General features: G+C 43.8%; 29 protein-coding genes, 1 riboswitch and 1 other annotated feature. Of the genes, 15 read left to right on the forward strand and 14 right to left on the reverse strand.

Translation table 11 applies throughout. The features are described 5' to 3' along the window. Nucleotides 1–5: 5 nt before the first annotated feature. The 3 genes from POF51_RS09100 to POF51_RS09110 all read right to left on the reverse strand — a co-directional run bounded on the left by POF51_RS09100 (nt 6) and on the right by POF51_RS09110 (nt 1,842). The gene (locus tag POF51_RS09100; protein WP_069846693.1) at nt 6–584 is read right to left on the reverse strand and encodes a class I SAM-dependent methyltransferase; all 579 of its coding nucleotides are present in this window, start codon (nt 582–584) and stop codon (nt 6–8) included. A gap of 94 nt (nt 585–678) precedes the next feature. Continuing rightward, the gene (locus POF51_RS09105; protein WP_017250122.1) at nt 679–1,374 is read right to left on the reverse strand and encodes a PspA/IM30 family protein; all 696 of its coding nucleotides are present in this window, start codon (nt 1,372–1,374) and stop codon (nt 679–681) included. A 63-nt stretch (nt 1,375–1,437) separates the two neighbouring features. Continuing rightward, the gene (locus POF51_RS09110) at nt 1,438–1,842 is read right to left on the reverse strand and encodes a LiaF transmembrane domain-containing protein (protein WP_017250121.1); all 405 of its coding nucleotides are present in this window, start codon (nt 1,840–1,842) and stop codon (nt 1,438–1,440) included. 319 nt (nt 1,843–2,161) lie between these two features. Continuing rightward, a riboswitch (cyclic di-AMP (ydaO/yuaA leader) is annotated at nt 2,162–2,301 on the forward strand. A 4-nt stretch (nt 2,302–2,305) separates the two neighbouring features. Between POF51_RS09110 and POF51_RS09115 the strand changes: the two genes are divergently transcribed. From POF51_RS09115 to POF51_RS09125, 3 genes are all read left to right on the forward strand, one after another. Then, a complete protein-coding gene (locus tag POF51_RS09115) occupies nt 2,306–2,827 on the forward strand; it encodes a C40 family peptidase (protein WP_069846695.1) in 522 nt (173 codons plus the stop codon). Between the two features lie 215 nt (nt 2,828–3,042). Beyond that, nucleotides 3,043–3,762, forward strand: a complete 720-nt coding sequence (locus POF51_RS09120) for a response regulator transcription factor (protein WP_007721564.1) — start codon at nt 3,043–3,045, stop codon at nt 3,760–3,762. Continuing rightward, nucleotides 3,763–5,148, forward strand: coding sequence for a sensor histidine kinase (locus POF51_RS09125; protein ID WP_069846697.1), 1,386 nt, complete (start codon nt 3,763–3,765; stop codon nt 5,146–5,148). It begins immediately after the preceding gene. A 190-nt stretch (nt 5,149–5,338) separates the two neighbouring features. On the opposite strand, the gene POF51_RS09130 is transcribed toward POF51_RS09125, so the two are convergent. The 3 genes from POF51_RS09130 to POF51_RS09140 form a co-directional block, all read right to left on the reverse strand. Continuing rightward, nucleotides 5,339–6,679, reverse strand: coding sequence for a cytochrome P450 (locus POF51_RS09130; protein ID WP_017250116.1), 1,341 nt, complete (start codon nt 6,677–6,679; stop codon nt 5,339–5,341). 110 nt (nt 6,680–6,789) lie between these two features. Next, nucleotides 6,790–7,353, reverse strand: a complete 564-nt coding sequence (locus POF51_RS09135; RefSeq protein WP_017250115.1) for a biotin transporter BioY — start codon at nt 7,351–7,353, stop codon at nt 6,790–6,792. Nucleotides 7,354–7,447: 94 nt separating this feature from the next. Further along, on the reverse strand, nt 7,448–8,020 hold the full coding sequence (locus tag POF51_RS09140) for a hypothetical protein (protein ID WP_017250114.1): 573 nt from the start codon (nt 8,018–8,020) through the stop codon (nt 7,448–7,450). Nucleotides 8,021–8,116: 96 nt separating this feature from the next. Between POF51_RS09140 and POF51_RS09145 the strand changes: the two genes are divergently transcribed. Further along, nucleotides 8,117–8,482: a hypothetical protein gene (locus POF51_RS09145; RefSeq protein ID WP_244521725.1), complete on the forward strand. Its 366-nt coding sequence runs from the start codon at nt 8,117–8,119 to the stop codon at nt 8,480–8,482. Nucleotides 8,483–8,599: 117 nt separating this feature from the next. Here POF51_RS09145 and yhfH read toward each other — a convergent pair whose 3' ends face one another. The 3 genes from yhfH to POF51_RS09160 all read right to left on the reverse strand — a co-directional run bounded on the left by yhfH (nt 8,600) and on the right by POF51_RS09160 (nt 11,043). Continuing rightward, nucleotides 8,600–8,761, reverse strand: coding sequence for a protein YhfH (yhfH, locus tag POF51_RS09150; protein ID WP_017250112.1), 162 nt, complete (start codon nt 8,759–8,761; stop codon nt 8,600–8,602). 181 nt (nt 8,762–8,942) lie between these two features. Beyond that, the gene (gene ilvA / locus POF51_RS09155; protein WP_069846702.1) at nt 8,943–10,190 is read right to left on the reverse strand and encodes a threonine ammonia-lyase IlvA; all 1,248 of its coding nucleotides are present in this window, start codon (nt 10,188–10,190) and stop codon (nt 8,943–8,945) included. Between the two features lie 99 nt (nt 10,191–10,289). Further along, nucleotides 10,290–10,549: a binding site (T-box leader), on the reverse strand. A 152-nt stretch (nt 10,550–10,701) separates the two neighbouring features. After that, entirely contained in the window at nt 10,702–11,043 is a 342-nt protein-coding gene (locus POF51_RS09160; protein ID WP_069846705.1) for a hypothetical protein, read from the reverse strand. 345 nt (nt 11,044–11,388) lie between these two features. Between POF51_RS09160 and rlmD the strand changes: the two genes are divergently transcribed. Beyond that, the gene (rlmD, locus tag POF51_RS09165) at nt 11,389–12,777 is read left to right on the forward strand and encodes a 23S rRNA (uracil(1939)-C(5))-methyltransferase RlmD (protein WP_069846707.1); all 1,389 of its coding nucleotides are present in this window, start codon (nt 11,389–11,391) and stop codon (nt 12,775–12,777) included. Nucleotides 12,778–12,996: 219 nt separating this feature from the next. On the opposite strand, the gene POF51_RS09170 is transcribed toward rlmD, so the two are convergent. Then, nucleotides 12,997–13,527 carry a GNAT family N-acetyltransferase gene (locus POF51_RS09170; RefSeq protein ID WP_069846710.1) on the reverse strand — a complete coding sequence of 177 codons (531 nt, stop codon included), beginning with the start codon at nt 13,525–13,527 and terminating at the stop codon, nt 12,997–12,999. A gap of 420 nt (nt 13,528–13,947) precedes the next feature. Between POF51_RS09170 and POF51_RS09180 the strand changes: the two genes are divergently transcribed. After that, nucleotides 13,948–14,517: an SF0329 family protein gene (locus POF51_RS09180; RefSeq protein WP_069846712.1), complete on the forward strand. Its 570-nt coding sequence runs from the start codon at nt 13,948–13,950 to the stop codon at nt 14,515–14,517. 88 nt (nt 14,518–14,605) lie between these two features. On the opposite strand, the gene POF51_RS09185 is transcribed toward POF51_RS09180, so the two are convergent. The 4 genes from POF51_RS09185 to POF51_RS09200 form a co-directional block, all read right to left on the reverse strand. Then, nucleotides 14,606–15,187, reverse strand: a complete 582-nt coding sequence (locus tag POF51_RS09185) for a type 1 glutamine amidotransferase family protein (protein WP_069846715.1) — start codon at nt 15,185–15,187, stop codon at nt 14,606–14,608. A 104-nt stretch (nt 15,188–15,291) separates the two neighbouring features. Continuing rightward, nucleotides 15,292–15,624: an AzlD domain-containing protein gene (locus tag POF51_RS09190; protein WP_017250096.1), complete on the reverse strand. Its 333-nt coding sequence runs from the start codon at nt 15,622–15,624 to the stop codon at nt 15,292–15,294. Then, on the reverse strand, nt 15,615–16,349 hold the full coding sequence (locus tag POF51_RS09195) for an AzlC family ABC transporter permease (RefSeq protein ID WP_069846717.1): 735 nt from the start codon (nt 16,347–16,349) through the stop codon (nt 15,615–15,617). Before POF51_RS09195 ends, POF51_RS09190 begins: the two co-directional genes overlap by 10 nt. A gap of 82 nt (nt 16,350–16,431) precedes the next feature. Further along, complete coding sequence (locus POF51_RS09200) at nt 16,432–17,241, reverse strand: TrmB family transcriptional regulator (protein ID WP_069846719.1); 810 nt, start codon at nt 17,239–17,241, stop codon at nt 16,432–16,434. Nucleotides 17,242–17,411: 170 nt separating this feature from the next. On the opposite strand from POF51_RS09200, the gene POF51_RS09205 reads away from it, so the two are divergent. From POF51_RS09205 to POF51_RS09245, 9 genes are all read left to right on the forward strand, one after another. Beyond that, the gene (locus tag POF51_RS09205; protein ID WP_069846722.1) at nt 17,412–18,119 is read left to right on the forward strand and encodes a DNA alkylation repair protein; all 708 of its coding nucleotides are present in this window, start codon (nt 17,412–17,414) and stop codon (nt 18,117–18,119) included. Nucleotides 18,120–18,383: 264 nt separating this feature from the next. Continuing rightward, nucleotides 18,384–19,088, forward strand: coding sequence for an ABC transporter ATP-binding protein (locus tag POF51_RS09210; RefSeq protein ID WP_069846724.1), 705 nt, complete (start codon nt 18,384–18,386; stop codon nt 19,086–19,088). A gap of 2 nt (nt 19,089–19,090) precedes the next feature. Then, complete coding sequence (locus POF51_RS09215) at nt 19,091–21,415, forward strand: ABC transporter permease (protein WP_069846726.1); 2,325 nt, start codon at nt 19,091–19,093, stop codon at nt 21,413–21,415. A 102-nt stretch (nt 21,416–21,517) separates the two neighbouring features. Beyond that, on the forward strand, nt 21,518–21,910 hold the full coding sequence (locus POF51_RS09220; protein WP_069846728.1) for a DUF1259 domain-containing protein: 393 nt from the start codon (nt 21,518–21,520) through the stop codon (nt 21,908–21,910). Nucleotides 21,911–22,059: 149 nt separating this feature from the next. Continuing rightward, on the forward strand, nt 22,060–22,860 hold the full coding sequence (locus tag POF51_RS09225; protein WP_083261612.1) for a TatD family hydrolase: 801 nt from the start codon (nt 22,060–22,062) through the stop codon (nt 22,858–22,860). Nucleotides 22,861–22,893: 33 nt separating this feature from the next. Further along, entirely contained in the window at nt 22,894–23,307 is a 414-nt protein-coding gene (locus tag POF51_RS09230) for a hypothetical protein (RefSeq protein ID WP_271755194.1), read from the forward strand. Between the two features lie 128 nt (nt 23,308–23,435). Continuing rightward, on the forward strand, nt 23,436–23,624 hold the full coding sequence (locus tag POF51_RS09235) for a hypothetical protein (protein WP_271755196.1): 189 nt from the start codon (nt 23,436–23,438) through the stop codon (nt 23,622–23,624). A 121-nt stretch (nt 23,625–23,745) separates the two neighbouring features. Next, entirely contained in the window at nt 23,746–24,276 is a 531-nt protein-coding gene (locus POF51_RS09240; protein ID WP_069846736.1) for an RNA polymerase sigma factor, read from the forward strand. Continuing rightward, nucleotides 24,263–25,348, forward strand: coding sequence for a hypothetical protein (locus tag POF51_RS09245; protein WP_069846738.1), 1,086 nt, complete (start codon nt 24,263–24,265; stop codon nt 25,346–25,348). The genes POF51_RS09240 and POF51_RS09245 overlap by 14 nt, the downstream gene beginning before the upstream one ends. Nucleotides 25,349–25,363: the final 15 nt, after the last annotated feature.

Here is a 25,363-nt window from a genome sequence, read left to right on the forward strand (position 1 = left end):
CTCTCTCACGCCCCATGCTGATCGTTTTCACTTTGACCATTACGACATGTATATATGAATGCAGGCGGAATGTTCAACAGGGTAAAGTCGATCTTGACCCAGGGAAAACGACCCTGCAACTCAGCTTGGAGTTGTAGCGAATATTGGAATGTAATAAACAGGCCCCCTGGCTTCAGTACAGATTGAACTTCGTCCAGAATTGCTGCCCGCAGCTCTTGTGGAAAATTGGCGAATGGCAGACCTGAGATAATAACATCTGCACCTGCAAGGTTCTGCTCCTCCAAGTAAGACCTAAGTTTAGTCGCTTCCTCCCTGATAGGAAGATCGGGAAAACGTGATTGAAGCATAGAGCGAAAATGGGAATCTCGTTCCACAAGCACGTAATGTGTGCCGGGACGCAAGCGCTGATAGATCGTTTGGGTAAATGCCCCTGTACCAGGTCCCAGCTCCAGGATCACATCGGTTGAAGCCCAATCGACGTTTTTCAACATTTGCTCACATAAAAAACGAGAGCTGGGGATTATACTACCGACGCGTCCAGGCTCAGCGATAAACCGCCGCAAAAAGACCAAGAAGTCCTGCAAGAATCGTACCTCCTAGGGGAAAAGCAGCCTGATGTACACAGGCTGCCGAATTGACACAATCTATTCTACACCTAGTCCCCCAGTTCCTGTCGAATTAGGATTGTACTGGTTTGGCTACCGGTGTTTTCACTTCATTAATGGATGCTTTGATGCTGGCAAGTTCTGCATCGAGATCATCCTTTTCCAGTTCAGACAAAGCGTTCTCCCAAGCACGGTTCGTTTGGCTCCATTGTCCACTCATTTGCGCTTCTGCTTCCATGCGCATCACTTTTTCTTCCATGCGGGCGAAGCCACGGCCTGCGGACTGATTGCCGATACCGACAACTGCTTGATTGACTTGCTTTTGTGTACGAGCTACTTGTGCACGTGCCATCAGTGTGAACCTTTTCGCACGCATTTTATAGAACTCTTCCTTCAGCTCAGCCAGCTTCTCACGCATTTGCGAAGCTGCCTCGGATGCTGACAGGTAAAGACCTTCGTATTCCGCTGCACGGCCTTCGTACTGCTTCTTGTCAGCGAGTGCTCGACGAGCCAACTCGTCTTCTCCCTCAGTCAAGGCGAGCTTGACTTGACGATCGCGTTTTTCAATCAGAGCATTGGCTTCATCCAATTGCTGGCGGAATTTCTTTTCCAGTGCAACCTGACGGGCAACCGCTACTTCAACTTGTCCGATTTCTACTTCCATGTCACGCATATATTGATTCAGCATTACTACCGGATCTTCCATCGAATCCAATGCATCATTCACCGAAGCTACTGTCAGGTCACGCAAACGTTTAAAGATACTCATTATTTTTTCCTCCTCATCATATCACATCATATTGTTCATCCAAAAGACTCTTGCGACGTAGCGTTATTGTTGTCTTCGTGTTACATGTTTCTCCCAAGTGTCTAGCGTATCTTCCTTTAATACTTTTTGGGCCCATTCACGCTCCCAAGTAGGTGGAGCTTGCTTTGGTTCTTGACTGGGACGTAGTAAGCGATATCCCAGATAAATTACCCCAATGGCCAGAAGCGCGTGAAACAGTAGGTCAAGCTTGCCAATCAGCATCAGGAACCCGAATAGAAAGACGAGGATTCCCCAAAAGCGTGAACCGGTTTGTCCCATAATCTTTTTGGCACCGTATATCATGATCACACCGGGAATGATGAACCCGAGCAAGTCTCCGATATCGATACCCACCAGATCTAGAAGAACCAACCCACCGACTAGCAGCAGAACCAGCCCGAGTAGAACTTTGCCAGACCGTTCGCTCATTACTCGCTTACCTCCATTCGTTTTGCATGTGGTGCTTGTGGAACGTTATGCCCTTATTGTAGCCCTCGGTATAGGCTTCCCATAACGGGCGTGCGGTTGGTTTTTCCCTCCGCCCTTGGACGGAGACAATTTCCTGCCCTAATCGGACGAGCTGTCGCGCAAGGCAGAACAAGCCTGCGTCGAAAGGCGGCTTGCTCTGTCGAACGAAAACGTTACAGCATTTGACGGTAATTTTGTGACGAATATGTGAACTAACGGATGAAAAAGAAGGAAAAAAAGGACTGGCGTAGAATCTTCGTAAGAGTGCGTGTAAAAAAACATCGAAAAATAGCCGAATTCCGCTTGGCGGAAACGGGGGAACCACGTTTTTGGGGTGAATGGTTGCTACTCCTAGCAGCCTAGGGCGTCCTTTCGACCGAACCCTTCAGCTAACCTCGTAGGCTCACGAAGGGAGCAGTTTCTTTTGCGCAAGGTGGTTTTATCTTTATTTATGGCTGGAATGCTTGCTATGGGGGCAGGCGCTGCACAGGCTGCTGAGGAGAATTCTCTGGGTGAAGTAGTCAGCGACTTGTACGGTACCCCTTACAAATCTTCCGGCTCGTCCAAAAAGGGCTTTGACTGCTCCGGTTTCACGCGCTACGTATTTGATGCGTTAGGTGTAGACCTGCCTCACAATTCTGCTTCCCAGTACGAATTAGGTACAGAGGTAGCCAGAAAAGATTTGCAGCCAGGCGATCTCGTGTTCTTTAATACGAACGGTCGCAGCATTTCTCACGTGGGTATCTACATTGGAGACGGCACATTCGTGCACTCGGAATCTGGTCGTGGAGTCGTCAACACCAAGTTGAACGATCCATACTACTGGAGCAAGCGTTATGTAGGCGCTAAGCGTCTCAGTGCTCCTGTTCTAGCGAAAGCAGAAACTCCGAAAAAGGAAAAAGCGGTGCAAGCTGCATCGTTGCCGGAAAAACCAGCTCAAAAATAGTCGTTCGGCAAAATAATAAAAAGCCAGGGACACAATGTCTCTGGCTTTTTCTGACGAAATTTAGTACCTGGTCTAAAGAGGTACCCTTACATATTAGAACAACTTAATAACTTACGGGGTTTCTTTCCCTGATGAGGTCAAAGCATGTTATGATAGACAAGACCCATTCTTTGAATGGTATTCCTTATTAATAGAAGTAACTGGGGGTTGTTCCGGTGAAAGATCACATTTTAATTGTCGATGACAATCTGGAGATTATTGAACTGCTAGAAGACATTTTGGAGAACGAAGGCTTCACCGTTTCCTCCGCAGAGAGCGGAGAAGATGCTCTCTCCCTGCTCAGCCAAGGAGAGCGACCTAACCTGATCCTTTTGGATATTATGATGCCCAACATGAGTGGCTACGAGCTCTGCTCTCAAATTCGCCGTGAGTGGGATTTGCCTATACTGTTTCTCAGTGCAAAAGGAAAAGCGGTAGATAAGGTAGTCGGCTTCGAAATCGGCGCAGACGATTACATCACGAAGCCTTTTGATACAGAAGAACTGCTCGCTCGCATTCGTGCCCACCTGCGTCGCTATGAGCGCATTCGCAAGCATACGGAAGAGCAGCCTGAGAAGGAAACAGCCTCTTCTCCGATTACCGTTTTGAAATTCAAGGACCTAGAAATTCATAAAGAAACGTATTCCGTTTATGTATGTAATCAAAAGATTGAGCTCTCTACAAAAGAATTTCAACTGCTCACATTCCTCGCAGAAAATGCGGGCATCGTCTTTACAAGAGAGCAAATCTATGACCGTGTCTGGGGATATGGTTATGGCTCGCTCAATACAGTGACCGTCCATATCAAAAACCTCCGGGAAAAGCTGGAAACAGAGCGTCAGTTTATTAAAACACAATGGGGGACAGGCTACGTATTTATCGGGGAGAAGCTTTAAATGAGCTTACGTAATAAAATTTTTCTCTCCTTCATTGCCTTGATCACACTCAACATCTTGTTGTTTAAATTTGTTTTTCAAGACATTATTGTCGCTCAACTCAAAAATGATCGGCATAATCAGTATCAGGCTGAGAAGGAAGCTGCAGAGAAGGTCATGCTCAATCAACTGCTTCTCGTCAGTAATTTCAAGGACCCAATCGAACGTTTGGAGCTTGAAAAGCAGTTGCCAGACGACGTGATGTACCGCATGCTCGTGAAGGATGCCAATGGAAACACCATCTACAGCAAAACATCACGCGCCTATAATTTGAAAATGCCTTCTCCCTCCTCATCAAACCGTGGCGATTCTTCCAAGCAAAATGACCTCAAAGTGGTAGCTGAGTACCACTTCCAGCAGGAGCCACCGCGTACAGGGGAGATCGTTGTTTATTTCTACACAGATGATTACGACATGATGGCTACGACAGGGGTTTCCATGATGCTTTGGTTTATTTACGGAAGCATTAGTCTGGTAGGATTGGTTCTGCTCGCTTTGTTCGTTCGCTGGATACTACGGCCCGTGAACGAATTATCGCGCGTCACCCAAGAAATCCAGGAAGGGAAACGGTTAGTGACATTTACGTATCGCTCGCATGATGAATTTGGGCAACTCTTTCGATATTTCGGGGATATGGTTGATGAGCTTCGCTTAGCGGAAGAAAGACAGGCCGAAATGATTGCTTCGATCGCCCACGACTTCCGCACACCTCTCACCACGATCAAAGGGTATGCGTCATATATCGGCTCCGGTCGTGTGACGGATATGACCAAAATACAGAAACAGATGAGCAAAATCGAGCTAAAAACGACGGACTTGGAAAAGTTGCTGGATGAGTTGCAGGACTTCACCGCCCAAAGCTCCGAAGTCCGACTCAACATTAATCGTATTCATGTCAAAAGCTTCTTGAGAGGAATCATTGAGGACTATTTGCCGAGGATTAAAGAGACAGGCCTCACCTTTCATTGGAAGCTGCGTATCTCCAATGAACTACACATCGAAGCGGATGAGACCAAGCTACGACGTGTCATGGAAAACTTGTTGAACAACGCCATTCACTACAACAAACCAGATGGCTCCATTTACCTTACATGTGATCAGCGAGAAGGGCATGTCCTTTTTACTGTGATCGACAAAGGAGAAGGAATCGCCTCTGAAGACTTACCGAAGATTTTCACCAAGTTTTATCGGGCGGAAAAATCACGAAATCGCAACAGTGGCGGTACGGGCTTAGGCTTGACGATTTGCAAAAGCATCGTCCGGCTTCACGGCGGAGATTTGATGGTAAACAGTGAACTGGGAATGGGAAGCAGTTTCTCCTTCACCATCCCCTTCTTCCACGGGTAGCTTTCACAAGCTACCCTTACTTTATATAGATTTATTCTCAGTTAATTATTTCTTTATATTTTACTAGTAAAATAATTTTTGTAAGCATGTTGCTTTCAGTGATAAATAACCCCCAGTTCGGTATCTGACACAATCGGCGAAACCGTAGTGACAAGATGCCTCTTTTTTTGCCCTCTATTTCCATTTTTTTCTATCTCTTCTCCAAACGCATCGGCAATCCGTTCTTTGGACGCAAGGTGACCAACGGCTCGGGTTCCACTTCCTGATTCGGTTCAGCCAGTCGTAGTCGATATCGCTGCGCGATGGTTGCCAATAGCAAAGCTGCCTCCATCAAAGCAAAGTTGTTCCCGATACAAACACGCGGCCCACCGCCAAACGGGAAATAAGCATAAGCTGGATTTCTTTTTAAAAGGTCGCTGTCAAAACGCTCTGGAATGAATTGTTCAGGCTGCTCATAATAGCGTGGGTTACGGTGCATGACATATTGGCTCATCATCAGTGTTTCACCTGGCTTGTACGTTTGACCGCCGATCTCCACCTCTTCTACCACTTCCCGGTTGATCGTCCAGGCTGCTGGATAGAGCCTCAGTGTTTCCTGAACAATGAGATTCGTATACTTCAGCTGGGGTAGGTCCTCTACTGTCGGCAGCTTTTCACACAGCACGGTTGACAGCTCGTCATGCAGTTTTTTCTCCACCTCGGGATAGGTAGCCAGCAAATAAAAAATCCACGACATGGTATTCGCAGTCGTCTCATGACCAGCTACAAAAATGGTCATGACCTCGTCGCGCACCTGCTCATCTGTCATTCCTTCCCCATCATCTTCATCACGCGCAGCCAAAAGCATCCCCAACAAGTCCTTGTGCTCTTCTCCTTCGCTATTACGACGAGCTTCGATCAAGGAGTAGATCGTTTTGTCCAGCAGCTCACTCGACTCCAGGAACTCCCGATTGCTTTTAGTAGGTACGGACAAAGGAATGTCGATAAAAGAGGAACCTTTATTGGCCACGTATTTCAAACCGACATCGATGGCATGCCCAATCTGATCCGCACCTTCCTTGACGGTTTTGCCAAACATAGTCTCCGTAATGATCGCAAGGGTTACTTTCATCATGTCCGAGTGAATATCGCGCAGCTCCCCGGTTTTCCAATCCGACATAAGATCAACTGCTTGCCGGACCATCACCTCTCCGTAGCTGGCGATACGTTCTCGATGAAAAGCTGGCTGCATAAGCCGTCGTTGTCGTAGATGCTTTTTTCCTTCACTGGTGAGAATTCCATCCCCTACGACAGGTCGTGCGGACTGCAATGCTTTTCCTTTTCGAAAATGCGCCTGCTTGCTGACCAAAACCTCTTTGATATGATCCGGATTCGTTAACAGGTAAACATGGCGGGAAGGACCGAAGCGAAAATGGACGACCTCTCCATGCTCTTCTACAGCGTCGCGGATGAACTGAAGCGGCGATCGGCGAAATGCCATCAAGTTCCCTGAGATCGGAAGGCCTTTTGGGCCGGTGATCGTGATATTCATGTGTCTCCTCCTTTTTACATGCAAAATCCTACCGATAGTATCCGGCACGATAAGGAGATTATGCGAAAAAAAGCCACCCGAACTTCGGATGGCTTACGAAATCATTTTGTTTATCGTGTAACAGGTTGATCTGTACGCAACAGACGAGAAGCAATCAGTCGCTCGCGTACCTTGATGCCAATCAGAGAAGCCAGAACTGCTTTGACAACGCCTACAATGAGGAAAGGTGTTGCACCAAATGCGACAGCTTTATCCCATGGAATGTCCATGACGTATTTGAGTTGTACTGTACCAAAAGCGAGTGTGACAAACATGCCAATGATATTGGCGATAATGGCGTTTTTCAGGTTGAATCTTGTTTTCTCCAGGTAGAGTCCGGTCACATAAGCGGTTGCAATAAACCCAAATATGTACCCGCCTGATTTGCCGACCAATATTTGCAATCCACCTTTTGCCTCGCTGAATACAGGCAATCCGACTGCACCGAGCAAAACGTAAATAACCAAAGCCAGTGTCCCGTATCGTCTTCCCAAAATGGTCGCCGTCAGCCCTACTGCTAACGTCTGCGCGGTAATCGGAATCAATGGCAAGGGAATAGTCACCTGCGACAATACCGCTGTCATTGCAGCAAAGATGGCAGAGAGCAACAGCCATCTCAAGCGTTCGTTTCTCATGCGTACTAGCCTCCGTTTTGTTAACTAAAAATATTATAAGGTTAACAAAATAATAATACGCATCTGCCCTTTTGTAAATCCCCGTTCTGTCCGCTTACCTTTTTGCTTGTTGATCCATGTATAGCTGCAGCTTTTGAAGGGACTGAACCGTATAATCGATTAATTCGTTCAGGTCATCGATATTACCTTCATCAATTTTCCGATGAAAGTCCAGCGTCACCTGGTTGGTTATTTGCTTCGGTGGCCAATCGATTCGATGCTCCTCTAGCTTAGCCGATACTTTCTGTGTAATATACGGACGCTGCCCCCAGATGTCATTGAGAATCGATGTGATTTCTCTCGCTTCTGCGGGCACATCTCTGTAATTTTCCATCTGCAAGTAAAAATGGATGCAAATCGTACATCCGATATGATCTGTCAACGGCTGTTCTAGCTGCTCGGCTGCAATATCAGCTAACTGAGTACGAAGCTGCATCTCAGCACGGACAGCTGCGGTATGATCATGTTGATCAGCCAGCTTGAACTGGATCTGAAACTGTCGATGGAATGTAGCCATATCCATGACATCCGAACGGTTCGTAATCGTAATTGCCCCTTCGAAGTCCCGGTCGTATACCGCACCTTCCAACACAACCCTGATATTGTCAAAAACAAGCGGATGAAACATCTCGCGCCCTCCTTATCCCAAGCAATCGGGCCCTTTCTATTTACAGTATATAGCATGCCTGCTTTCTACTTGTTTTGCAAGCAGACCGACTTCCCCATGGCGGCGTCTCCAGGAGAGTGGTACCATGAGAGTGATCCAACCTTTGAGGTGACAGCCATGTTTTTAATCGGAATTCTAATCGTTGTTGCAATTCTTGGTGAAATTATTCATCGTTTGAATCCATGGAAAAAGCCGGAACCAGCCTATGAGGATCTCGTCGCCCAAATCAAGCAGTCAGACTGGTACCAGGAGTTGTCTCGTGATCAGGCGTGTCGCTACGTTTTGGACAACGATCCGCATGTCCAAGCCTACTATGCGAGTACGTATGAAGCCAAACGACTCCTTACACAGGAAGGCTTTCAATTGGGGCTGATTGATTACGTCAAGCAGGAAGCTGCAAAACAGGCCGAGAAACCGCGCTGACATGCGAAAAAGCCGTTGTTATGGAACAGCGGCTTTTTCTTTGAATCAAAAAAAAGGTATACCTGCCATGGCTCATGCCCTGTGGTACACCTGTTTTATCCAGTATTCATGTTCGACTTAGCGTTTTTGATGATAGTACTTGTAAGCGTCAAAGGATGCTTGCTCTTGACATGGTGTGCATTCTGTTGCATACGATTCCGCTTGTTCGTGGATCATCTGACCGCAAGCAGCACAGCATTTTGCTTCGAGATTGCGAAAGAAAGTAGTGATCGGCGTCATGATTAAAACCCCCCGTGTGTTATTATCTGTATTGTATTACAACAGCATCTGTTTTATAAAAGTTTGTTATAATACATTACGCCGATTTATCTTTCTCTCTCGCTCATTCTCTCTTCATTGCTCCTTTTTTCGCTGTATTCATACATTTTTGCAAATTTCGCATCTGTTGTAACACAAGGACCTAAATCAGCAGATTGAACAAATACGGATCATGTGTAATCTCTACATAGCGGATACCGTGCTGCTTCATCCGGCTGATTAATGGCTGATAGTCATCTTTACATTTCATTTCAATCCCAACCAGCGCAGGACCATTTTCTTTGTTGTTCTTTTTCGTATACTCAAAGCGTGTGATATCATCGTGCGGCCCCAGTACTTTTTCCATAAACTCTCGCAAGGCTCCGGCACGCTGTGGGAAATTGATCACAAAATAATGCTTCAAGCCCTCATGCAGCAGGGAGCGTTCCTTGATCTCTTGCATCCGGTCAATGTCGTTGTTTCCACCGCTGATGACACACACTACGTTTTTCCCAGCGATTTGATCCCGGTAGTAATCAAGAGCCGCAATCGACAGGGCACCTGCAGGCTCTACGACGATGGCATTGCTGTTATACAGCTCCAAAATGGTTGTGCACACCTTGCCTTCTGGCACCAGCACGATGTCATCCAGCAGCTCCTGACAAATACTCATCGTTAGCTCCCCCACTTGCTTGACAGCTGCACCATCGACAAACTTGTCAATTTCATCTAAGGTGACAACGTCGCGTTGTTCCAAAGCGGCTTGCATCGAAGCTGCTCCGGCTGGTTCCACACCAATGATCTGTGTGTTTGGGCTGATGCCTTTTACGTACGTTCCCACACCCGCTGCCAATCCACCTCCACCGATACTCATAAAGACGAAATCAGCTGGTTCTTCCATGTCATTCATAATCTCGAGTCCGACTGTTCCTTGTCCGGCTACCACCAATGGATCGTCAAACGGGTGGACAAAGGTCCGATCTTCCTGAATGCAATACTTCATCGCCTCTGCGAATGAATCATCGAAGGTGTCACCGATCAATACAACTTCTACATAGGAGCCACCAAACAACTTGACCTGCGATATTTTTTGACGTGGGGTGGTCGCTGGCATAAAGATCGTGCCTTTGATTTGCAAATGGTTACACGAGTAGGCTACACCCTGCGCATGATTGCCCGCACTTGCACAAACGACACCACGCTCTCGCTCCATTGTCGAAAGATTCCGCATAAAATGATAAGCACCGCGAATTTTGAAGGAACGAACCACCTGCAAGTCTTCTCTTTTCAAATACACGTTGCAGCCGTAGCGCTCAGACAGTACTTTGTTTTTTTGCAAGGGAGTCTTCTCCACCACGTCTTTCAATGCATGATTGGCTACTACGATGTCTTCCACTCTGACCGTATGCATATATATGTTCCTCCTAAGTACCTTCTCTTTTGTAGTAGGGACCAGACCAAACCAAAAAGCCCCCGCCCCAAACCAGCTACGCACAATTTGCGCACGGCTGGCTGAGGCGAGGGCATCGCGGTACCACTCAGCATCTCTGTCTTCCTCACGAAAAACAGACTTAGGAAGTTCACTATGAAACTCCCGTCCGATAACGAGGACGAATTCGTTGTCCTATACTCACTGGCTAAACAAGCTGTTTTTCCAGGACAATGCTCCAAGGTGATTTTCAAAACAGGCTGGCGGCCATTCTTTCAGCACGGGGAACGGCTCTCTGCACGCTGCTTACTGTTTCTACTCTTCCTTTTCAACGCTCATACATACGAACTATTCGAATTAGTTAAACATTCTACGCCAAAACCCACAAGTTGTCAATCTTCTTGTTATTTGGCAGGAAAGCCATGACAAAAAAACGGGTTACCTTTCGAGCTATTACACTCAAAACGGTACCCGTTTTTCTATTCGCTACATCCTATACTGCTTCGTAAATCGCTTCGTAACGCTTGCCGATTTCTTCATCCGTCAAACCAGCTTCACGCAGACGGCCGATCAGTGCATTTGCCCAAATCTCAGTGCGCTGCGCCATTTTTGCGTATTTTTTCGCTTCCTTGATTTTGCGCTTGGAACGTTCTTCACCGTTCGACTTGAGGTTGTCGAGGATGAACAGCATGAGCATGGTATCTTCCTCGTTCAACGTCTCCCAGCTATCGTTTAGAAACGCGGTTACCTTTTTGTAGTAGCCATCAAACTCGTCAAAAGAAATCTCAGTATCCATGTTGAGATATTCTTTCATTTTTTCAAATAGATCTTGCATCTAGCGTCACAACTCCCTCATTATTCTCCGCACTATTTAATACGAGTTCAAAAAGTCGTCTTTTCAGCACCGAGAAAGTGGCGAGAACCTGAAGAAGGAGGAGCGGAGTGTAGGGGAACCTACATGAGCACCGGACTTCGAAGGTGAACGCCTCTTTCGATGTCGCATTAGCCCTCAGAACTACTTCGTGATCAAAAGACGACTTTTTGAACAACCTCTATTATAACAAAAACAAAGCTGGACAGGAAGTTGCCATTATCTGTGAGACCTTCTCGCATACATGCAACGTCTCTCGTAATGCTCTATAATAGGGAAATACTGAATTGCTTGAGGAGAACGGAACAGATGACAATGCAAAAAAAAGAACAAGACGCCAGCATCCGTGTCGGCCAGCAAATGACGCTCACGATCAAGAGCTTGGGCATTAATGGCGAAGGGATCGGCTATTTTAAAAGAAAAATCGTTTTTGTAGAGGGTGCTCTCCCTGGTGAGGTCGTCCATGCAGAGGTGACCGAGGCAAGAGAAAAATACGCGACCGCGCGTCTTTTACGCGTCGTTGAAAAATCAGCCTCTCGCACGAAGCCGCCCTGTCCAGTCTATGCGGAGTGTGGCGGATGCAGCTTGCAGCACATGGATTATGCCGCACAGCTCGCGAGCAAGCAGGAAATCGTCATCGAGTCACTGCGCAAGTACGCTCGAATGAATCAGCCACCAGTCTCCCCTACGATTGGTATGGATAATCCGTGGTCGTATCGAAATAAAGCACAGTTTCAGGTGGGCAAGGAAAATGGCAAGCTCATCGCTGGACTGTATCAAACAGGTAGCCACAAGCTCGTCAATTTGGAAGGCTGTCAGGTGCAGCATGAAGCGACAACGAAAATCGTCCAAACCGCGAAACAAATCATCGAAGAGCTCGGGATTCCGATCTACGACGAGAAAAAACGGACGGGCGTCATCCGCACGATCGTCGCTCGTGTCGCTTTTGCCACGGGTGAAACGCAATTAACGCTTGTAACGGCTACCCCAGAAATCCCACGAGTGAAGGAGCTACTTTTGGAGCTCCGTACGAGACTGCCTGAGCTGGTAGGAATCGCGCAAAACGTAAACACGCAAAAAACATCGCTTGTTTTCGGTGACAAGACATTATCCTTATGGGGCAGGGCTTCCATTGCTGAAAAGCTGGGTGAGCTATCCTTCGACTTGTCTGCTCGTGCCTTCTTCCAATTGAATCCCGAGCAGACGCAAAAGCTGTACAATCAGGTGAAAACGGCTGCTGGACTGATCGGAAAAGAGCTCGTGCTCGATTTGTATTGTGGTACAGGGACGATTGGCTTGTGGCTCGCTCCTTATGCCCGTGAGGTTCGCGGGATCGAGCTGATTCCTGAGGCTGTAGAGGATGCCAATCGCAATGCACAGCGTAACCAAGCAGCGAATGCCAGCTTTCACGTGGGTCGTGCGGAGGTCTTGATGCCGAAATGGGCCAAGCAAGGGACTCGACCGGATGTCGTCGTAGTCGACCCGCCGCGGACTGGGCTGGATGATGCGCTGATTCGTTCCCTGTTGGATGTGCAGCCGAAGAAGATCGTGTATGTGTCTTGTAATCCTTCTACGCTGGCGAAGGATGTTGGGAAGCTGATGCAGCGGTATGAGTTGAAGAGCGTGCAGCCAGTGGATATGTTCCCGCATACGGCGCATGTGGAGTCGGTTTCACTACTCGTAAGGAAAGATAAATAAAATATGTAGCAGTGAGAAAAGCCCCCTTTTCCTAATCAAGGGGGCTAAAATTTAGGGTAATCGAAAAATAGTGTGGAATTGTTTTCTGATAACTCTTTTTCAACAAAAGCGCCTATTAACAGAAGATCATATAACAGTATGAAGAACCTATTGCAATATCTATGATCAATTACCACCAATTACATTTCAGAAACTTTCTTCATCTATGCTTCCTTTAAGTTAGTATGGAAAGGTATCTTCTATTATTGTTTTGGTATTGTTCTCCCAGTCTTCTCTTATCATTGCATACCCAACAGAATCAAATAATTGTCTGCTTTGTCTCCATGATCTACGATTATAAGATTCTTTTACAAATCCGCTATTAAAGAACGTTTTTCTCATCGCAAAATTATCATATCTGGTATGACCTTGGATTCTAATAATATGAGTGTAATTATTGAATATATAAGTACTCAACCAATTAAGGACATCCTTTGCTATTCCTTTGCCTCTAAACTTTTCTTTCAATCGCAAATCGAATAAACATATGGGATCTTCTAAATCAAAAACTCTTATTAAACCAATTTTTGTATGATTATCCATGATCCAAAATGTTTGGTTCCCATTTTCGTTATAATATCCGTTGGCTAAATTTTCTCTTATAGACTCCTCAGTAGGATTCCCCTGTCCATGAAAACTCCATGTTTCTGATGTTAAAAATTCTACTAATTCATCAACCATTTTATTTTCAAACTCTAAATATATGTACATCGTTCTCCCCCTTGAATGGCTACCTTTAATTAATGAAATCCACATATATGAAATTCTTTCACCTGTTAATAGTTAACTAGATGTTTTTTTCGATGAACGTCAGACTATAATTAAAAAGCTTAGCTAGTAACATTAACTTTGTCGATTGGGAAATGGTGATGAAGATAAAGGAAGTGAAGATTACCCAGATTATATAGTACAAGTCCGATTTATAAAGACATCCAATAGAGCTGATAGCATAGACACATATGAAGACAACATAAACTTTCAAGTGAGCAGCGAGGTTTGCGGTGGTATGTTACTTTGTGCTACTTACGGAACAATCTATGCCAATAATGAGCTAGAAGTTACGCATAATTGTTAATAAAAGAGTAACTGCCGCAAATACTCGTAGAAGGCCTTGAGAACTTAGGAGGATACATGTCCTGGAGCAAAGTGAAGAAACAACTGGAGAGCTTTCTCTGTCCTGCGTTAGATGGAAGGGTCGAATACCGTGCAACCGGTTACCGTTATTTACCTGATAAATCCGGAATTTGTTATATTGCCGTAGATAAAAAGAACGTACTTAATATGAGTGATATAACTAGCTCAATCAGATGGTATCAGACGGAGCAGGAAATTAAGAATGATTCAGATATCCAAATTCCTATCAACAATGAAGAAATTGAAGCGGTCAGAAAAGATACCAAGGGGATCGTTCCGGAGGATCGTCTAATAGTAATTGCAAGAAGTAGAAAAATATCAGAATATGCAAAGGAGCTTTTGTCAGCACAGGCATCATTAAGTAAATCAAATTTTATGGTTGTGGCTAATAGATTTTTATCTATTTCTATAGAGGAAAGCATAGAGAGCAATGATATCTTATTGAATATTCTAGCCTTGGTGGACAGAAGAGTTGGAAAAAAGAGGATTTTAAATATGGCCGAGAAGATGACGTTAAAGCATCCAATTGTGCAGTATTTTTATGAATTACGGCTTAGTACATTATGAAAATAAATATCGTGTAAATGGGTATCTGAATAAAATAGGAAAGCACCCAAGCGTGTATGCTTTCGTGCTTTCCTATCAAACCAATCTGTTAGGAGGGAAAGTATCCCTTTTTAAATAATTCGTACCATTGATTCAATTCATCGCCTTCTAATACACCCAATCTCTCCAAGATATGTCTTGAAAACTCCAATGCACCGCTTCCATTCGCAGTGATGAGATTCTCGTCACGGATTGACTGACCGTCTACATAATGTTGATCTCCTCTGTAGTTCGGAGCTCCTTCCTTCAAATAAGGTAACGTATTGCCTGTATGTCTATGATTGTCCAAAAATCCGTGATTCCCTAAAAAAGTCGTAGCGTCACAGATGGCAGCGACAGGAATATCCTTGCTCACACAATACTCAACCACTACTTTTGCTTGCTGATTCTTTTCTTCTCTCCATCCCGTTCCACCAGGTATGATTAACATGGCGATATCAACATCCCGATTGAATTCGCTTACGCTATAATCTGGAAGGACCGTTAAACCACCCATCGAAACTTTCGGTTCCTGATCAATGGCGATTGTCTTTACACGATATCCTGTGCCTGGCTTGTTTAGCTCAGAACTGACGTAACTTGCCTCCCAATCAGCAAAGCCATCCGTAATAAAAATGAACACTTCCTTCAAAGTGATTCCCTCCTTGTCATGTTTTTACAAATCAATTATAAAACAACTTCACTGACAGTTATGGTCAGGAAAGAAAACGGAATTACATGAACATCTTGTAGCGATCAAGATGAAAACAAAAAACGTAAAACCATCACGACAATAATGCCTACGAGTACAGTTACCAATAAACTACGTGTTTTTATCGCAATGAAAAAGGTTGGTATGGCTGCTAAAAGTTCAACGTTATTAGTGGAAAAAGAAATTTTTTCATCATGTTTAAATATCTCTTGAGCTACTAGAGCAGCCATAACAGATATGGGGACATAGCTTAACCATCGTGTTGCCCACTCTGGTAATTGAAAACGACTCAGTACCATAAGAGGAAGGACTCTAGGGATGAATGTAACAATAGCTGTTCCTACAATCACCAAAAAAACATCCCATCTTACTTCCATTTTTCCATCACCATCCCTATTGTTGAAGCAAAAATTGTAGCAACAATAACTCCCATACTGCCAGACAACACTGAACTGGCTCCCACAGCAATAACAACTGCGATTATCGCAACAACCACATCACGTTTCATTTTCCTTCGACTTAACATCGAAAGTACCAAAAGTCCAATAAACATCGCTGTCAAAGCAAAATCCAAACCAAATTTTTCAGGATTTGAAATCCATTGTCCGAAGAATGCTCCGGCTATATTAGCTGCGCACCAGTTTAGATAAGCCGTTATATTTAGACCGTGTATCCATTTTTCACTAATGTAATTCTTTTTTGCAGCTTCGTTGATAGCCACACCAAATGACTCATCGGTAAGTAGAGACCCTACTAGCATGTTCCTAAGCGGAGAAAGATGCCGAAAATATGGTGCTAGGGCCGCACTAAGTAAAAGATGCCGAAGATTAACAAAGAAAATCGTAATAATAATGGTGGTAATCGAACTGCTTGCTGCCATCATACCAGCAGCGATAAATTGGGCTGAACCAGCATAAAGAATTAAACACATCAGGGCTATCTCAGCTATACTAAGACCCGCTGTCCTTTCTATAACACCAGCAGCAAATCCAATACTTAAATACCCCAACAACGTAGGGACACAATCCTTTATACCTTGGCGAAAAGTATCCTTATCTCTTACATCTGCCACCGTTTCGATTCGGTCATTCGCTAAACCCATTTTATCCCTCCTTAATCTCACTCACATTGCAGGAGTTATCATCATAACTACTATGAAAAAGTGAAAGAAAATACGGTTCAAATTACTTGAACCGTTTTCCTGTGACCACATGGAACAGGTCAGGATGGTTAATCCAGACAGCTTCGGCTTTCTCGGGGCCAATTTCCTTAACTAATTGTGCAAACATGATGTCGTGCCTGATGTACTCCATTGCTACTAATACTAGTGCTGGGTCTTGTGTTTTTATAGCCCATGCAGCGGTATTTGGAGCGAAATTGGCTATTAATACTTCTTCATTGTCCCGGGAGACAATGGTTAAACGACCACTCATACGTTCCTCTGCTACTTTAGGAGACATGTAATCATGATGAGTGGTTGCACCTATCTCGGTATCGGGTGCTCCAAATAAAATGGAAAATACAGGGACCCCCTCTTTTACCCGCTTATCTGCATCCTGTTTTATAAAAGAAATCTGTGGTTGCCAAATCGATAACCATAGTTCTTCTCTGGCTTTATTTATCATGTCAACCATTTCTGTGATAACCAGTTCATCACTACTAATGCGTCGAACCACGTCTACTTGCTGTTCACTTTCTAATGCAGATAGATTTTTTTCAAGATAATCAAATGATTGCTCGAAGGAATTACGCAATCGCGTGATTAATTCTTTAGCTGGCAAAGGTGAGTAGGTCAGAGGTTCAGAAGGTACCGTATAAACTGCTCCTTTATCTAACAATTTCCCTAATACTTCATAAATCATGGAACGAGGTACACCTGATCTTTTACTAATCTCATATCCAGTTATAGGAGACTGCTTTAAAAGCCCGATATATGCTTTGCATTCATATTGTGAAAATCCTAATTTCTGAAGTTCTTTATAAATTTCATCCAAAGAAAACCACCACCTTGCATACTTATCTTTAGTGATTATTGCAATAACCTCTAAGTTCTATGGTGGTTATTATAATAATCACTAATAATATAGTCAATAGGTGACATGAGTCATGGATTGGATGGTTATAATCTTAAGGGAACACCCGCCAATGAAAGAAGTGATATACGATGGATTTAGAAACGATCATGCAAGAGCTGGAAGCTCTCGGCAAGGAACGAACCAAGAAAATTTATCTGTCCAATGGTGCTCACGAACCACTTTTTGGCGTGGCTACAGGCGCTATGAAGCCCATGGCGAGAAAAATCAAGATCAGTCAACCCTTGGCTGAGCAGCTTTACGCTACCGGGAACTACGACGCCATGTACTTTGCCGGAGTGATCGCAGACCCAAAAGCAATGACCAAGGCAGACTTTGATCGGTGGATGGATTCAGCTTATTTTTATATGCTGTCCGATTATGTGGTTGCCGTAACCTTATCTGAAGCAGATATTGCCCAAGAAGTTGCCGATCAATGGATCACAAGCGGCGAAGAGCTCAGAATGTCTGCGGGCTGGAGTTGTTACTGCTGGCTTTTGGGTAATCGCCCAGATCGTGAATTTTCCGAAAGCAAAATTGCCAATATGCTAGATACTGTGAAAAATACGATCAACGCTTCTCCCGAACGAACAAAATACGCGATGAATAATTTCATTTACACGGTGGGGACTTCCTATTTACCACTCCACGATAAGGCGATCGAAATCGCAAAGGCAGTAGGTCCTGTAGAAGTCCAAAAAGACAAAGCAAAAAGCAAGTTCCTAAACGCTTTCGATAATATTCAAAAGGCAGTAAGTAAAGGTCAGCTTGGCTTCAAACGGAAACATGTGAGGTGTTAATCACGTTGGTTTAGTCATGATTCAAACGGAGTAGCCCTTCAGAGGGTGCTCCGTTTTTTTGCGAGCAAGTCGAAGCCCTCCTATTTGTAATAGTAGGCGAATGTAAAGGCGATACTGGTCGTGTAGAGGCTTTTTTCTTACAAGCGAGATCAAACTCCTTCTCGAGACCTAGGTCAAAATACATCGACTGCGGGATGTAACTACTCTCCATTGGGATATTATGGTATCTAAGTCTCGAAAATACGGTACGAGGAGATGTAATCAGTGAAGGCATTAATCGAATTCAAAAAAGTAACGAAAGAATACAAAATCGGAGAAGTGCCAATCAAGGCGCTTAATGGTGTTGATTTTTCCATAGCAGAAGGAGAATTCGTCGTTATTTTGGGTGCAAGCGGCGCTGGTAAAAGTACGATTTTGAATTTGCTTGGCGGAATGGATACGGCTACCTCAGGTCAAGTATTTGTTGGCGATCAAGAAATCACCAGATTCAACGAAAAAAAATTAACGCAATACCGCAGTGAAAAAGTCGGCTTTGTCTTTCAGTTCTATAACTTAATTCCGAATTTAAACGCTCTCGAAAATGTTGAGTTTGCTACGGAAGTATGTAAAAACCATCTGGATGCGAAAGAGATTTTACATAAAGTTGGATTACAAAATCGAATGAAAAACTTCCCTTCCCAGCTCTCTGGTGGCGAACAACAAAGAGTTGCAATCGCGAGAGCTGTTGCCAAAAATCCATTGCTTCTACTTTGTGACGAGCCAACCGGAGCATTGGATTATGTGACAGGTAAGTCGGTCTTAAAGCTTCTCCAAGATTTGAACAAAGAAACGAAAAAGTGCGTCGTATTGGTCACACATAATTCCGCCATTGCTCCTATGGCTGACAAAATTATTAAGGTAAAAAGCGGAATGATTGAAAGCGTTACCATGAATCGTGAAAAACAAAGTGTGGAAGGGATTGAGTGGTGATAATGAAATTATTTTTAAAATTAGTAAGGGATATCAAACAATCGATCGGGCAATTTATCGCCTTTGTTTTGGTTATCGCAGTAGGAGCCTTTTTCTACGGGGGGCTAGTAACTTATAGCAATAATCTTAGTACTTATACAGAAGGTTATTTTAAAGAACATAACGTAAGCGACCTACATGTATTTTACAAGCAAATTTCCAAAAATGATGTCGCTGCTTTAAGTGAAATAGAAGGCATTAAAAAAATAGAAGGACGTTATACCTTTGATGCCACGCAAGCCTTTGAAGGTGATAAAGCTTTTTTGAAAATTCATTCCATCCCTGTCAAAAACGAAATAAACACGATTGCTATGATTGAGGGTAGAATCCCGTCAAGAAAGAATGAGATAGTAGTAGATTCCCGTTATGCGAAAGAACATCTTTTTCAAGTCGGTGATGAAATCAGTATTCGTGCGAATGAAAGAAATTTTACATTTACCATTAGCGGCTTCGGTGAGAATGTCGAACATGCAAAAAAGAACGAAATACAAGACCATAAAACCTACGGAGTCGCTTATATTGCCGAAGAGACAATCTCTGAAATCTTAGGTGGCACCTCCTATAATGAAATCATGATCGATGCTACAGAAGGTTACGATATGGACAAATTAGGTCAATCCATTGAAGCACAATCTAAAAGCCTTCCTTATGTAAACCAAGTAAGTAAAGAACGGACTTTCAGCTATTCAAAAATAAAGGAAACGATCCATAATAATAAATTGATGAGTATGGTTATCCCTTTCGTTCTCTTTTTGATAGTAGCCATTATCCTGTTTCTTACCATGTCGAGAATGATTGATTCTCAAAGAAACCAAGTAGGGATTATGAAGGCTTTAGGTGTCAAAAACAGAACCATCATGCTTCATTACATGGGATACCCTGTGCTGGCAGGTATCATAGGCTCAATCATTGGGTGTGCTATTGCCGCTCTCGTATTTGTTCCATTCGTAACGGCATCAAGTGCAAGAGCCTACTCTCTGCCTGGCATTACCTACTCCCTTTCTTTTTATTCTTTCATCCCTCCCATTATTTTCTCCAGTGCTTTTGGAATCCTAGCGTGTTACTTAAGTGGTAGAACCCTATTAAAAGAACGTGCGGCTCAAGCTATGCGTCCTAAACCGCCAAAGCAGATGAAAACGCTATTGATAGAAAGAATTCCGGGTATTTGGAGTCATCTTTCCTATAGCTACAAACTCATTTTGAGAAATATTTTCCTAAATAAACCAAAAGCTATAGCGAGCTCAATTGGCGTTGTTGTAAGCACGGTCTTATTGATAACTGCTTTTGGCACTCAATCTGCCTTGCAACAAGTAGCTAGCCAAATCGAAGATGTTTATACGTATGATTTACGAGTAGATTATACGATCGGAACATCTACTGATACGGTAAAGCTCCCCTCCGTTATGAAAAATCGTTATTCTCTATCCACCTTTCCTGTTGAATTCATAAAAGGTGATGAAAAAGATAATGCCACTCTCGTTGTTACGGAAAGAGAAAACTCTCTCATTCATTTCTTTGACGAAAATGATAATCGGATCACCTTAGAAAATAATGGTGTGCTGGTACCAAAATCCTATGCTGACAAATATCATATTTCAGCAGGAGATATCATCCATATAACGTTCAAAGCACCAGAGCTTACAAATAAATCTGTAGATATGAAGGTTTTACATATATCTACGCAGTATTCGAATCCTTCGTTTTATATCACACCAGACTATTTAAAGAGCTTTGGCATAGACTACAGTCCAACCTCACTTTTAGTTGAAGCAAATAGCTCTGTAGATCTTAATAGCGTTCGTACCTTCTTTGAACAAGATCCTCAAGTAGAAACCATCGCTGATAGAGATGATTTAAAGAAAACCGCTGAATATATTTTGAAACAAAACAGCTTTGTATTTATCATGTTTATCGTATGCGCCGTCATCCTCTCCTTTGGCGCCATCTATACGATCTCTTCCATAAACATTTATGAAAGGAATCGTGAGCTTGCAACCCTTAAAGTATTAGGCTACCAAAAACATAAAATAAACAGACTTATCTTTTTTGAAAACATCCTACTCACTACATTTGCGGTCATTGTCGCTTTACCGATAAGTGGCTATGTTTATGCCATGATTGTCAAAGCACTGTCTAGCACCCATCAACAGATCCCGGATCAGTTACATATTTATATCCTATTGGTTTCTGTTATTCTTGCCTACTTGCTTACGATTCTCTCTAACTTGCTACTTCGGCGAAAAGTAACCAACCTCAATATGATTGAGTCTTTAAAAAGTGTAGAATGAGCTGAGCTGTTTCATCCCCATCCCCCAGCAGAATAGGTCATCATCCGTTTCCATCCTATCCCTGTCTTCATACGATAAACAAAAACAGGGAGGAAACGAGGAATGCCCAAAAAAGTCTCGCTTTGTGAGCAGTTCTCCAGAATTATCAGGGGGCAATCCGGTTTTGCCGGCGGAAAATGCGTCGCGACCATCAATCGAAATCAAATAAAAGCGACCATTTTGGGGAAAAGATTTCGTGTGACGTCTTCTTTTTCATTCGAATCCTTCAATCAAAAAACGGGCAAAGCGCTCTGTTTAGGCAGAGCGGCATTCCTACAGAAAGAGGTCAATCCGTTCATTGCAGCCATTCGGAATCAAGGCATAGAAGTCTCTTCTATCCATAATGAATGGTTATTCGATCGTCCCCGCCTGATATATGTAAATATTGAAGCGGTTGATAAACCTCTTGCTTTCGCAAGAAAAGTAAGGCGAGCATTAGATGCCATTCCTTCATGAGAATAGAAAGAAGCGAGTCCTCTCTGTCACCGCAGGGAGGATTTTTTCGTCTCTAGAACATAACAACTCGATACGCTATAATGAAAAACAACCAAAAATAGGAATTATAGTGAAAATTAGTTCTTACTCACACCTCTTACTAGGAAGGATTGATTCTCTTGAATACACAGATCATCGATATAGGCGTAAACCTGATGCACCGTTCCTTTCAGCAAGATCGCGATGAGGTCGTTACCAGAGCAGAGAAACAAGGAATTTACCCATTAATTTTGACAGGGACAAGCTTGAGAAACAGTATGGATGCCTCCCGATATGCAAGTCGCTTCAAAGGAAAGCTGTACGCTACGGCAGGTATTCATCCTCACGATGCAAAAAGCTGTGATGAATCGACGATCAAGAAATTAAGAGAACTGGCATCTCTTCCCCATGTGGTAGCGATTGGAGAGTGCGGGTTAGATTATAACCGTGACTTCTCCCCACGTGATATTCAAAGAAAGTGGTTCATTGAACAAATTTCCCTAGCCACAGAGCTTCAACTGCCGTTGTTTTTGCATGAACGCGATGCTCATCTTGATTTTGTCTCGATTCTGAAAGAGCATCGTCAAAATGTCAATCGTGCGGTTGTGCACTGTTTTACCGGAACCTCCAAGGAATTGGATACTTATTTAGAAATGGACTTTCATATCGGGATTACGGGATGGATTTGTGATGAAAGACGTGGGAAACATCTTCGGGAGCTTGTCCAAAAGATTCCCTTGAATCGCTTGATGATTGAGACGGACGCGCCATTTTTAACCCCTCGTGATTTGAAAGAAAAGCCTGTGGATGGTCGGAATGAGCCAATGTATTTGAGACATATCTTACACGCGGTCGCACAATGTATGGGGTTGAGCCCTGAGGAAGTGGCTAGCGCTACTACCAAGACTGCGAAAGAATTTTTTAACGTATAGGTAGTTTTCGCAAGAGGGACTCGTGCCCTCAAAATGTGGATCAAGAACAATCAACTGGTCCCACAAGGCTGGGTCATTACCGACAGTACTAGTACTCAATTCGAAATTACATGCGTGATTGGAGCTACGTACAGATCGACACTCTGGATCAAGTACAACCAACGGATTCACGATGGATGGGCTGTTATAGATGGAAGTGGTACTTCTCTGCAAATTATTTATACACAAGGCGCAGGTTACGGAGATAAACTGTGGATGCGGAACAATCAAATCGTGCCGCAAGGATGGGTCATTACAGATAGTACGACGGATAAATTTGAAATTACGAGTATTCAAAGAGCTCCAAAGGGAGCGAAACTATGGATCAGGTATAATCAACAGATTCCAGCAGGCTGGGTTGTTACCGATCGCTTTAACACGCAAATTCAAATCACTTTTATGGGCTAGAGACCGCTACTAGAGTGGGACGCGACTAATCTGCGTCCCGCTTTTTCATTGCGGCTGTTTTTTGACTCATCTATTTTTTTACAACTCGATTACATCCCCATGCTATGCTTTACGGGAGGTGATCCAAAGTGGCAACCATCCTAATTGTCGAGGATGAGATTCCAATCAATGAGCTCATCAAAAGAAACCTGCAAGCAGTGGGACATAGATGTATTTCGGTAATGGACGGAAAAGCGGCACTGGAGGAGATGGACAAGCACGAGGTGGATGAACCGGGGAAAGGGACAATAGCCAAACTGATCTTCCCCGCCAACTAGATCTATGCGAGAGAACAAAGACACCTGACTGATCATCTGAGGTGTCTCATTTTTTTATTTTGAAAGTGAAAGATTGTCAGCAGCTTTTCCGTCTATACAGTGACAAGGAGGTGTAACACCAGTGGAGGATCATAGTGGCGCACGAATCGAGCAATGGTTTCACTCATACAGCCAGGATGTATATCGATTTCTCGTCTATTACACGGGACGAACCGATATCGACGATCTTGTTCAAGAGACCTTTATTCGTGCCCTGAAAGCCATACACGACACAGAGGTTGAGAATCCCAAAACGTGGCTGTTTGCCATAGCACGAAACGTAGCCATCGATGAAAGGCGCAAGACAAAACTGATTAGCTGGTTGCCAGATATCTTCTTGCAGCATCTCGTTTCGCACGACAAAACACCGGAAGAGTCGCTGGAGTTAAGTGAAAACAAGCGTCTGCTTTATGAAATGATCAATCAGTTAAAGTCTTCTTATCGGGACGTGTTGATACTCAGAGGGATCAAGGGATTATCGAGCAAGGAGACTGCGGAGGTTTTGGGATGGACGGAAGCCAAGGTCAATCTCACAATGCATCGAGCGATAAAGTCGATTCAAAACAAACGAAATGTTTCGATTGCGGAGGTGATGAACGATGCCGTCACGTGATGAACAGATTGTTCTGGAAGAATTGAATCAATTCCCTGAGCAACTCCTTTCACGGGAACGAAGCCAAGCAATATTAGAGGGTGTGCGAAAAGAAGGAGGTAGACTTCAAAAAGTGAACAAACGAAGAGTGTACTACGGATGGATGGCAAAAGGATTGATCACCTGCGGCTTGTTGCTCGGTTTTTTCTGGATGAAACCATTTTCTGACCCGGTTGAATCAACCAGCGGTGCAGCTTTAACTCCCGAAGAGCAAAAGTATTTTGCGGCTGCCCAGCAGGCAATCACTACGGCGAGCGGCATTGAGAAGAATTTTACTTTTGCAGAGATCGAGAAAAACGAGGAGTCCTTTGTTGTACTGACAAAGGATGAAGAAGCCTGGGTATATTTTAAGGCCGATACGACAGAGGTGATTGCCGTCAAAGCAACTTTTGCCATCCAAGAATTGACGGAACCTTATCAAAAATATGTAGAGACTGCACGTGAAGCCTATAGGGTTACGAAACAACCGGTTAACTTCGAAACAACAGAATTTTATAAAAGAAAAGACATAGCTATTCTAAGCTTTGACTTGGATCAAGATCAGGATGTTGATGTTGATTTATCTACAAACAAAGTCATTGATTATACCTTGAATTACAACCCTAAGGATGCAGATCAAAAGTCTCTGGACATCGCGCAAAAAGCTTTGACGCGCTTCACCAATAAAAATGATCTCTCCTTCACCCTAGCCGTAAAATCATCAGATGAGAAAGAGGATAGGTGGACGTTTCACAACGAGCAAGAAAGATATGAGGTGGAAGTCGGAGCAAAAACAGGCCAAGTATATGATGTGCAGCATGTAACGGAACACAAGCATATTATCATCAAATCAATCGATGAAGCGATTCCCGTCACGAAGCCGCTTATTCAAGATATTTTTGGCATAGACACTACTGGGTACAAGGCTTATGGCGGCAAGGATTGGGGCGGCTATATATTGAGAAGTGACACTCCTGGGAAACCACGTTTATCCATAAAGCTTTTTGATAGGGATGTTGGAACGATTTATGGGATCGGTATAGAAAGAGACTGACTTTGAGTTCGGAGG

It is taken from the genome of Brevibacillus sp. AG (assembly GCF_028369215.1).
Taxonomy (GTDB): domain Bacteria; phylum Bacillota; class Bacilli; order Brevibacillales; family Brevibacillaceae; genus Brevibacillus; species Brevibacillus porteri.

Coding starts and splice junctions, on each gene's coding strand:
- POF51_RS09105 (WP_017250122.1), bottom strand. CDS start 1,374: ATGAGTATCTTTAAACGTTTGCGTGACCTGACAGTAGCTTCGGTGAAT.
- POF51_RS09110 (WP_017250121.1), bottom strand. CDS start 1,842: ATGAGCGAACGGTCTGGCAAAGTTCTACTCGGGCTGGTTCTGCTGCTA.
- POF51_RS09125 (WP_069846697.1), top strand. CDS start 3,763: ATGAGCTTACGTAATAAAATTTTTCTCTCCTTCATTGCCTTGATCACA.
- POF51_RS09130 (WP_017250116.1), bottom strand. CDS start 6,679: ATGAATATCACGATCACCGGCCCAAAAGGCCTTCCGATCTCAGGGAAC.
- POF51_RS09135 (WP_017250115.1), bottom strand. CDS start 7,353: ATGAGAAACGAACGCTTGAGATGGCTGTTGCTCTCTGCCATCTTTGCT.
- POF51_RS09140 (WP_017250114.1), bottom strand. CDS start 8,020: ATGTTTCATCCGCTTGTTTTTGACAATATCAGGGTTGTGTTGGAAGGT.
- POF51_RS09145 (WP_244521725.1), top strand. CDS start 8,117: ATGGCGGCGTCTCCAGGAGAGTGGTACCATGAGAGTGATCCAACCTTT.
- yhfH (WP_017250112.1), bottom strand. CDS start 8,761: ATGACGCCGATCACTACTTTCTTTCGCAATCTCGAAGCAAAATGCTGT.
- ilvA (WP_069846702.1), bottom strand. CDS start 10,190: ATGCATACGGTCAGAGTGGAAGACATCGTAGTAGCCAATCATGCATTG.
- POF51_RS09160 (WP_069846705.1), bottom strand. CDS start 11,043: ATGCAAGATCTATTTGAAAAAATGAAAGAATATCTCAACATGGATACT.
- rlmD (WP_069846707.1), top strand. CDS start 11,389: ATGACAATGCAAAAAAAAGAACAAGACGCCAGCATCCGTGTCGGCCAG.
- POF51_RS09170 (WP_069846710.1), bottom strand. CDS start 13,527: ATGTACATATATTTAGAGTTTGAAAATAAAATGGTTGATGAATTAGTA.
- POF51_RS09180 (WP_069846712.1), top strand. CDS start 13,948: ATGTCCTGGAGCAAAGTGAAGAAACAACTGGAGAGCTTTCTCTGTCCT.
- POF51_RS09190 (WP_017250096.1), bottom strand. CDS start 15,624: ATGGAAGTAAGATGGGATGTTTTTTTGGTGATTGTAGGAACAGCTATT.
- POF51_RS09195 (WP_069846717.1), bottom strand. CDS start 16,349: ATGGGTTTAGCGAATGACCGAATCGAAACGGTGGCAGATGTAAGAGAT.
- POF51_RS09205 (WP_069846722.1), top strand. CDS start 17,412: ATGGATTTAGAAACGATCATGCAAGAGCTGGAAGCTCTCGGCAAGGAA.
- POF51_RS09215 (WP_069846726.1), top strand. CDS start 19,091: ATGAAATTATTTTTAAAATTAGTAAGGGATATCAAACAATCGATCGGG.
- POF51_RS09220 (WP_069846728.1), top strand. CDS start 21,518: ATGCCCAAAAAAGTCTCGCTTTGTGAGCAGTTCTCCAGAATTATCAGG.
- POF51_RS09230 (WP_271755194.1), top strand. CDS start 22,894: ATGTGGATCAAGAACAATCAACTGGTCCCACAAGGCTGGGTCATTACC.
- POF51_RS09245 (WP_069846738.1), top strand. CDS start 24,263: ATGCCGTCACGTGATGAACAGATTGTTCTGGAAGAATTGAATCAATTC.